The sequence below is a fragment of the Nocardia thailandica NBRC 100428 genome (assembly GCF_000308795.1).
GTDB lineage: Bacteria > Actinomycetota > Actinomycetes > Mycobacteriales > Mycobacteriaceae > Nocardia > Nocardia thailandica.
The window spans coordinates 1-7,143 of sequence record NZ_BAGK01000235.1 but is presented as its reverse complement, the minus strand read 5'-3'; the positions used below and the strand labels follow the sequence as shown (position 1 = coordinate 7,143).

Below are 7,143 nucleotides of genomic sequence, written 5' to 3'. Positions count from 1 at the left end.
TCGGCGCCTTCGTCCTCGCCCAGGCCGGGCTGCTCGACGGGCGACCGGCCACCACCCACTGGGGCTACTGCGACGAGTTCGCGGCGTTGTATCCGGCGGTGAAACTCGACCCCGCCGCGCTCTACGTCGACGACGGCGACATCCTGACCTCCGCGGGCCTGTCGGCGGGGATGGACGTGTGCCTGCACCTGGTCCGCCGCGAACTCGGGGCGGGCCCGGCCGCGGAGCTGGCCCGCTGGAACGTGGTGCCGCCGCACCGCGAAGGCGGTCAGGCCCAGTACATCCCGCACGCCATGGGAGGCGCCGACCCGCGCGGCGGGCTGGCGGCGACCCTGGCCTGGGCGGTGGCCGAGCCGCGCGCGGCCACCGACGTGGCCGCGCTCGCCGCGCACGCGCTCATGAGTGAACGCACGTTCGTGCGCCGCTTCGCCGCCCAGGTCGGCACCACGCCGCGCCGCTGGCTCGACGCGCAGCGGCTCGGCCTGGCCAGGGAACTGCTCGAGACCACCGAACTGCCGGTCAGCGCCGTCGCGGAACGGTCCGGCTTCGGCAGCGTCACCGCCCTGCGCGACCACCTGCGCGCGGCCACCGGGCTGCCACCGGGCGCCTACCGGCGCGCGCGGCGCCGCTGATCGTCATCCGATCGTCCGTGGGTCGTTTCCCCGCCACGGGCGGAGTTGCCTTATATTTCCCTGAGAGGGCCACCCCCACGCTTCATCGCCCGTCGCACAACGCTTTGACGCACTACTCGACCGCTAGTTCCCATCGACTCGTGGTACTCCGTCCACACCGGGGTAGCCGATGAGATCGAACGCCCGAGAGGTGGTAGGCGCATGACAGATCTGGTGACCGCTTTCGAGACCGACTCCGCCGACTCCGCGAGCACGCCGTTGCAGCGGGTGGCCGGGCGCCTGCAGCGCGCGCTACCCCCGGGCTGGCTCGTCGACGTGATCGACATGCCCGCCCGGGGCGACGTGCACGCGCAGCCGGTGCTGCGCGTGCAGATGCCGGAGAACTAGCCGGTCCAGCCCATGGGCATGAGGACGGACTTCTGCTCGCAGAAGGCGTCGAGGCCCTCCGGGCCGTTCTCCCGGCCGAGGCCGGAGTCCTTGTAGCCGCCGAACGGGGCGGTCGGGTCGAAGGCGTACCAGTTGATCGCCAGGGTGCCGGTCCGCACGCGGGCCGCGATCTCGGCGCCGTGCTCGATGTCGGTCGTCCAGACCGAACCGGCCAGGCCGTAGACCGAGTCGTTGGCGATCGCCACGGCCTCGTCCTCGGTGTCGTAGGGGATCACCGACAGCACCGGACCGAAGATCTCCTCCTGGGCGATGGTGCTGCTGTTGTCGACGTCGGCGAAGATGGTCGGCTCGACGAACCAGCCCTTGTCCAGCCCCTCGGGCCTGCCGCCGCCGAGCACCAGCCGGGCGCCCTCGGCCTTGCCCTTGGCGATGTAGCTTTCGACCCGGTCGCGCTGCGCCTCGCTGATCAGCGGGCCGAGCTGCACCGAGGGATCGGTCGGGTCGCCGGTCTTCATGGTCGACACGTGGGCGACCAGCGCGTCGACGATCTCGTCGTAGCGGCTGCGCGGTGCGAGGATCCGGGTCTGGGCGACGCAGCCCTGGCCGCTGTTCATCAGGCCCGAGAAGGCAAGGACCGGAATGGCGGTCGCGAGGTCGGCGTCGGCCAGCACGATGGCCGCGGACTTGCCGCCCAGTTCGAGGGAGACCGCGCGCAGCTTCTCTCCGGCCAGCGCGCCCAAACGCCTGCCGACGGCGGTGCTTCCGGTGAAGGTCACCTTGTCGACGCCGGGATGTCCTGCCAGGTACTCCGATTCGGCGGGACCGGCGGGCAGCACCGACAGCACGCCCTCGGGCAGCCCCGCCTCGGTGCACAGGTCGGCGAGGATGTTGGCCGTGATCGGTGTCAGGGGAGAGGGTTTCAGCACGACGGTGCAGCCGGCGAGCAGGGCCGAGGCCAGCTTGTTGGCCGCGAGGAACAGCGGCACGTTCCAGGCGGTGATCGCGGCGACGACGCCCTTGGGTTCGCGGGACACGCGCGCGGTGCCGAACGGACCGACCCGGGTTTCGTTCCAGGGGAAGGTCTTCGCCAGTCCGGCGGTGGCGTCGAGGGTCGCGACGGCCGGAAGCTGGTTGAGTGTCAAGGCGGCTAACGAGGTCGCGCCCATCTCCGCGGTGAGCGCGGCGAGCAACTCCGGCGAACGCGCCTCGATCAGCCGCGCGAGCCGGGTGAGGACCTCGGCTCGTTCCAGTGGCGGCGTCGAGGGCCACGGCCCGTTGTCGAACGCCGACCGCGCGGCCGCGACCGCGGCGTCGACGTCGGCATCGGTTACCGCTGGCACGCTGCCGACGGTCTCCTCGGTGGCCGGTGAGACCACCGGAATGCGCTCGCTACCGGCCGGAGTTGTCCACTTGCCGCCGATGAACAGACTGTCGTAGTGCATGAGAACACGTTACAGTTTTGGAGCCGGATTGTCTGCAACATGTTCTAGTTCGATCGCCCCGCACTACTGTGAACAGGGCGAATTCCAACCTGTCGGTTCGCTTTTCGGGTAAACGCACTATTGCGTTCTCGTGGTGAAAAGGGGATGCTTTAGCTACTGATCAGCTCGCTCGATTCATGAAACCGTAACCGCGTATTGGGGAGACCGAGTCATGGCGGTGCAAGTGATCGGCCGATCGTTGATGACCAGCGACCAGACCGACCATCAAGCTAAGAGTGTGGGCAGCGGCGGATGGGTGGTGTCCTTCCTCCCCGGCCGCACGCTGACGATCGAGCAGGCTACAGCGGCCATCCAGGCAGCTGAGGCGGTCGCCGCGGTGGGATTACTGGCGGACCAGGTGGGGCTGACCACGCTGGAGACCGTCGGGCTGGCGATTCAGGAATCGCCGTGGACGCGCTCCATGGCCGAGCCCGCCCCCCGGGTGCGCCGGATGAGCTGGCTGGCCTGATCGGGCACGCGCGCCACGATCACCAGATTGCTCACCAGTAGCTCGCGCAGGCCGGGAATGCGGACCAGCCACCATGCCCAGCGCGGGTGATAACGAGGAAAGACCGCGAGGACATCCGCCGAAGTAGTTGCCGCCCAGCGTATTCCGTCGGCGGCCCGGACGGCGAAAAGCGATCGGCCGAACCTGTTCTTGGGTTCCCGGCCGTGCTTGCGCCGGTACCGGCGGGCGGCGTACTCACCACCGAAGTAGTGCCACAGCCCCGTCTCGTGACCGCCGAACGGTCCGTGCCACACCGTGTAGGAGTACACGACGAGACCGCCGGGCCGGGTCACGCGGACCATCTCCTCGGCCATCACCCAGGGCTCGGGCACGTGCTCCCCGACATTGGAGGAGAAACACACGTCGAAGGCGTCGTCGCGGAACGGCAGCGCCATGCCCGACCCACGCACCGAGCCCGACACCCGCAAACCCGCGGCATGCATCTCCGACGGGTCCGGTTCGACCGAGACGTACCGGGCGCCGCGGGCGCCGAACTCGTCGGCGAAGTAGCCGGGACCGCCGCCCACGTCCAGCACCACGGTGCCGTCGAGGTCGGTGCCGGTGGCGTCGCGATGGAAGTCGCCGATCAGCTCCGCGGTGTCGGTGGCGATGCCGCCGTAGAAGCGTCCGGGGTCGCTCTGCTCGAACCGGAAGCTGGTCAGCAGGCGCACAGACCGGCGCAGCGTGGCGCGGCGGGCGAACCGTGGCGCGGTGCGGGAGGTCGGCGTAGGCACCGGGGGAGTTTATGGGAGCCGCCCGGAACTCGGACGGGCAGCCGTTAGGGTGGACCCCGACCATTTCTGATCCGCTGACCGAAAAGAGCCGTCGACGTGCGCGAAGTCCTCCTGCTCTGCTGGCGCGATACGGGGCACCCGCAGGGCGGCGGTAGCGAGCGTTACCTGGAGCAGGTGGGCGCGCAGCTGGCCGCCCGCGGCGTGAAGGTCACCCTGCGGACCGCGGGGTACCCCGGTGCGGCGCGGCGCGAACACGTCGACGGCATCGACATCAGCCGGGGCGGCGGCCGCTTCACCGTGTACCCGCGCGCCCTCGCCGCCCTGGTCGCCGGCCGGTTCGGCCTCGGCCCCCTGCGCGGCGTCCGCCCCGACGTCGTGATCGACACGCAGAACGGCATCCCGTTCTTCGCCGCGGTCACCGGCGTCCCCTCGGTGGTGCTCGTCCACCACGGGCACCGCGAGCAGTGGCCCGTCGCGGGCAGGCTGGTCGGCCGGATCGGCTGGTGGATCGAGTCGCGGCTGTCGCCGCGCGTGCACCGCGACAACCAGTACCTGACCGTCTCGCTGCCCTCGGCCGAGGAACTGGCCCTGCTCGGGGTCGGGCGGGAACGCATCGCGGTGGTCCGCAACGGGGCCGAACCGGTCCCGGACGGCATCGAGGGCAGCGACGCGGCCACCCGCAGCCCGCACCCGCGGATCGCCGTACTGTCCCGCCTCGTCCCGCACAAGCAGATCGAGGACGCGCTGACCGCCGTCGCCGCCCTGCGCGACGACGTGCCCGAGGTGCGCCTCGACGTCATCGGTGACGGCTGGTGGGCGGAGAACCTGCGCGAGTTCGCCGACCGCCTCGGCATCGCCGACGCGGTCACCTTCCACGGGCACGTGGACGAACGGCGCAAGCACGAACTGCTGGCCCAGGCCTGGGTACACGTCATGCCCTCGCGCAAGGAGGGCTGGGGCCTGGCCGTCATCGAGGCCGCCCAGCACGGCGTGCCCACCGTCGGCTACCGCAGCTCGCGCGGGCTCACCGACTCCATCGTCGACGGGGTGACCGGCCTGCTGGTCGACGACGTCGACGGACTCGGCGCGGCGGTGCGGACCCTGCTGGCCGACAGCGAGTCGCGCGGCGTCATGGGTGACAAGGCGCGCTCGCGGGCCCGGGAGTTCTCCTGGGAGCAGACCGGGTCCGGGGTCTACGAGGTGCTCGAGGCGGCCGCGGCGGGCCGGTTCGTGAGCGGCCTGGTCGCCGCGCAGGCGCGGGACTGACGCGTCCCGGTCCGGGACGCGTCACGGCGAACCCCGCTTGCCCGCCGGCACGGACTCGCGGCGCCGGGCGCCGGCCGCCGCGCCGAGCAGACCGCCGACCAGCAGCAGGGCCCACAGGCCGTGCGCGGCGACGGCGATCGCGCGCTGGGTCGCGGTCGCGGGGTCGGCGGGTCGCGGGTCCGGGACGGCGTAGAGCGCGAGGTCACGGTCGGCGTAGACCGGCACGAGCCCGGCGAGGGTGTCCCGCGAGGCGCCGAGAGGGCCGGGCGTGGTCCGTTCGACCAGCACCCAGCCGACGCCGAGGTCCGCCAGTTCCCCCGCGGTGCCGCCGCGCAGCAGCAGCGCCTCGACCAGCCCCGCCCGGCCCGCCTCCCCGGCCACCGTGCGACCGTGCACCGGCAGCTCGCCGGTCTGCAGCACGTCGGCGGGCAGGATGCGCGGCGCCGGGTCGAGGACGGGCGCGTCGCCGCTGTACGGGAATCGCCGGAACATGCCGCCGGGCAGGACCGCCACGTCGCCGGGCCCGTCGATCCGCTCGACCACCTGCGCCCAGCCCGCCGGGTAGTGCACCGGCCGCAGCGCGCCCGCGACGCCCCACGCGAGGTCGGCCAGCGGGAGCACGAGCAACAGGATCAGCGCGGTGGCCGCCACGCCGGTCGCCGGACCCTCGGGGCGATCGGGGCGATCGGGGCGATCGGGGGCCGGGCCGCCCGCGGTTTCGGCGCGCGGACCCCTCGCCGGGCGGAGTGCGGCGAGGCGCGCGCACGCGGCGGCCGCGCAGAGGGCGTAGGCGGGCACCGCGAGGGCGACGTACTTCTGGGTGTCCCGCAGCAGGCCCGCGCCCGGCACGTGGACGACCAGCCATTCGCCCGCCGCCAGCCCCCACGGGGTGGCGCCGAGGGCGGGCAACACGATCGACGCGGCCGCCAGGACGAGCAGGGTCCGGCCGGTCCGGCCCGCCCGCCCGACCCGGCCCGCCCCGACCGCGACGATCGCGAGCAGGAGCAGCGTCGCCACGAACGCCAGTCCCGTCGTCCGGCTCGCGGGCACCGCCTCGCCGTTCCAGATCCCCCCGAGCCCGGCCAGGCTGCCCAGCGTGCCCAGCCACGGTTCGGCCCGCGCCGCGAACGCGGCGACCCCCGCCGGGTCGGAGGGCTCGGCCCCCGAGCCGGTCGCCAGGGTCGCGGCCAGCCACGGCGCCGAGGCCGCGAGCCACAGCGCGGCCGCGAGCGGCAGCCGGCGCAGCCCGACCAGCGCGAAGCCGGTCAGCCCGGCCAGCAGGGCACCGGTCGGCGTGAGCCCGGCCGCCGCGAAGCAGGCCGCGAGCGCCGCCCAGGCCGGGAACGTCCCGGAGCGGCCGGGCCCGGGACGCGCGCGCCGGAGCCGGTCGGCCGCGACCACCGTCCACGGCAGCGCGGCGTACCCCGCGAGCAGGCTCCAATGACCCTGGAGGAGCCGCTCGGCGACGTACGGGTTCCAGACGGCGACCGTCGCCGCCACCAGCTGGGCGGGGACGCCTGCGGCCAGGACGTGCTTCGCCAGCACCGCCGCACCGAACCCGGCCGCCCACAGCGCGACGAACAGCACGGCCTTGACCAGGACGCCGCCGTCGACGATCGGTGAGAGCACGGCCAGCGCGGCGTCCTGGGGAACCGCGCGGGGCGCGGCCGCGCCGAGGCCGAGGGCGGTGTCGGTCAGGTAGGAGCGCGGCGTGCTGACCGCGTCGCGCAGCAGCAGGTATCCCGGACCGAGCAGCGGGCCGAGGACGAGCGCGGCGAGCAGCGCGCAGTAGGCGGGCACCCGCAGCTGTCGTGACCGGGCCGGACGCGCCGGAGCCGGGTCTGCGCCGGGGACGCCGGTCCCCGGATCGGACGAGGGCGCGCTGGGGTGACCGGACACGTCGGGCACTCTACGTCGTACCGGTTCGGCCGTTTCCCGCCGCAACCCCGGTCGCAGGGGCCAGAATGTGAAACCGTGCGGTGTCGGTTATGTTCAGGGTCGGGTGAAGTGCGACGATGACGAGTGTGGCCGAAGATCGTCGTCTTCCCGTTGTCGCCGATCTGACGTGGGTCACGGCCGGGGCGATGACCGCCAACGTGGCCGGCTATCTGCTGCAGCTGCTGGCGGGCCGGTGG

Annotated in this window: 7 protein-coding genes; 4 read left to right on the top strand and 3 right to left on the bottom strand. The window is 73.1% G+C overall.

Annotated features, from left to right (window positions below; all coding sequences use genetic code 11):
* Window positions 1-632, top strand: a 632-nt coding sequence (locus tag ON36_RS27195) for a GlxA family transcriptional regulator (RefSeq protein ID WP_043659385.1), incomplete at its 5' end; no start/stop codon positions are given.
* A gap of 201 nt (window positions 633-833) precedes the next feature.
* A complete protein-coding gene (locus tag ON36_RS27190; protein WP_043659382.1) occupies window positions 834-1,019 on the top strand; it encodes a hypothetical protein in 186 nt (61 codons plus the stop codon).
* Here ON36_RS27190 and ON36_RS27185 read toward each other — a convergent pair.
* Window positions 1,016-2,461, bottom strand: a complete 1,446-nt coding sequence (locus ON36_RS27185; RefSeq protein ID WP_043659379.1) for an aldehyde dehydrogenase — start codon at window positions 2,459-2,461, stop codon at window positions 1,016-1,018. The two genes, ON36_RS27190 and ON36_RS27185, sit on opposite strands and share 4 nt — an antisense overlap.
* Before the next feature lie 211 nt (window positions 2,462-2,672).
* Between ON36_RS27185 and ON36_RS33835 the strand changes: the two genes are divergently transcribed.
* Entirely contained in the window at window positions 2,673-2,969 is a 297-nt protein-coding gene (locus tag ON36_RS33835; RefSeq protein ID WP_083885455.1) for a hypothetical protein, read from the top strand.
* On the opposite strand, the gene ON36_RS27180 is transcribed toward ON36_RS33835, so the two are convergent.
* The gene (locus tag ON36_RS27180; protein ID WP_043659376.1) at window positions 2,897-3,742 is read right to left on the bottom strand and encodes a class I SAM-dependent methyltransferase; all 846 of its coding nucleotides are present in this window, start codon (window positions 3,740-3,742) and stop codon (window positions 2,897-2,899) included. The two genes, ON36_RS33835 and ON36_RS27180, sit on opposite strands and share 73 nt — an antisense overlap.
* A gap of 96 nt (window positions 3,743-3,838) precedes the next feature.
* Between ON36_RS27180 and ON36_RS27175 the strand changes: the two genes are divergently transcribed.
* Window positions 3,839-5,008, top strand: a complete 1,170-nt coding sequence (locus ON36_RS27175) for a glycosyltransferase family 4 protein (protein WP_043659373.1) — start codon at window positions 3,839-3,841, stop codon at window positions 5,006-5,008.
* Window positions 5,009-5,029: 21 nt separating this feature from the next.
* Here ON36_RS27175 and ON36_RS27170 read toward each other — a convergent pair whose 3' ends face one another.
* Window positions 5,030-6,808, bottom strand: a complete 1,779-nt coding sequence (locus ON36_RS27170) for an MmpA family trehalose lipid delivery protein (protein ID WP_245558222.1) — start codon at window positions 6,806-6,808, stop codon at window positions 5,030-5,032.
* Between the last annotated feature and the right edge of the window lie 335 nt (window positions 6,809-7,143).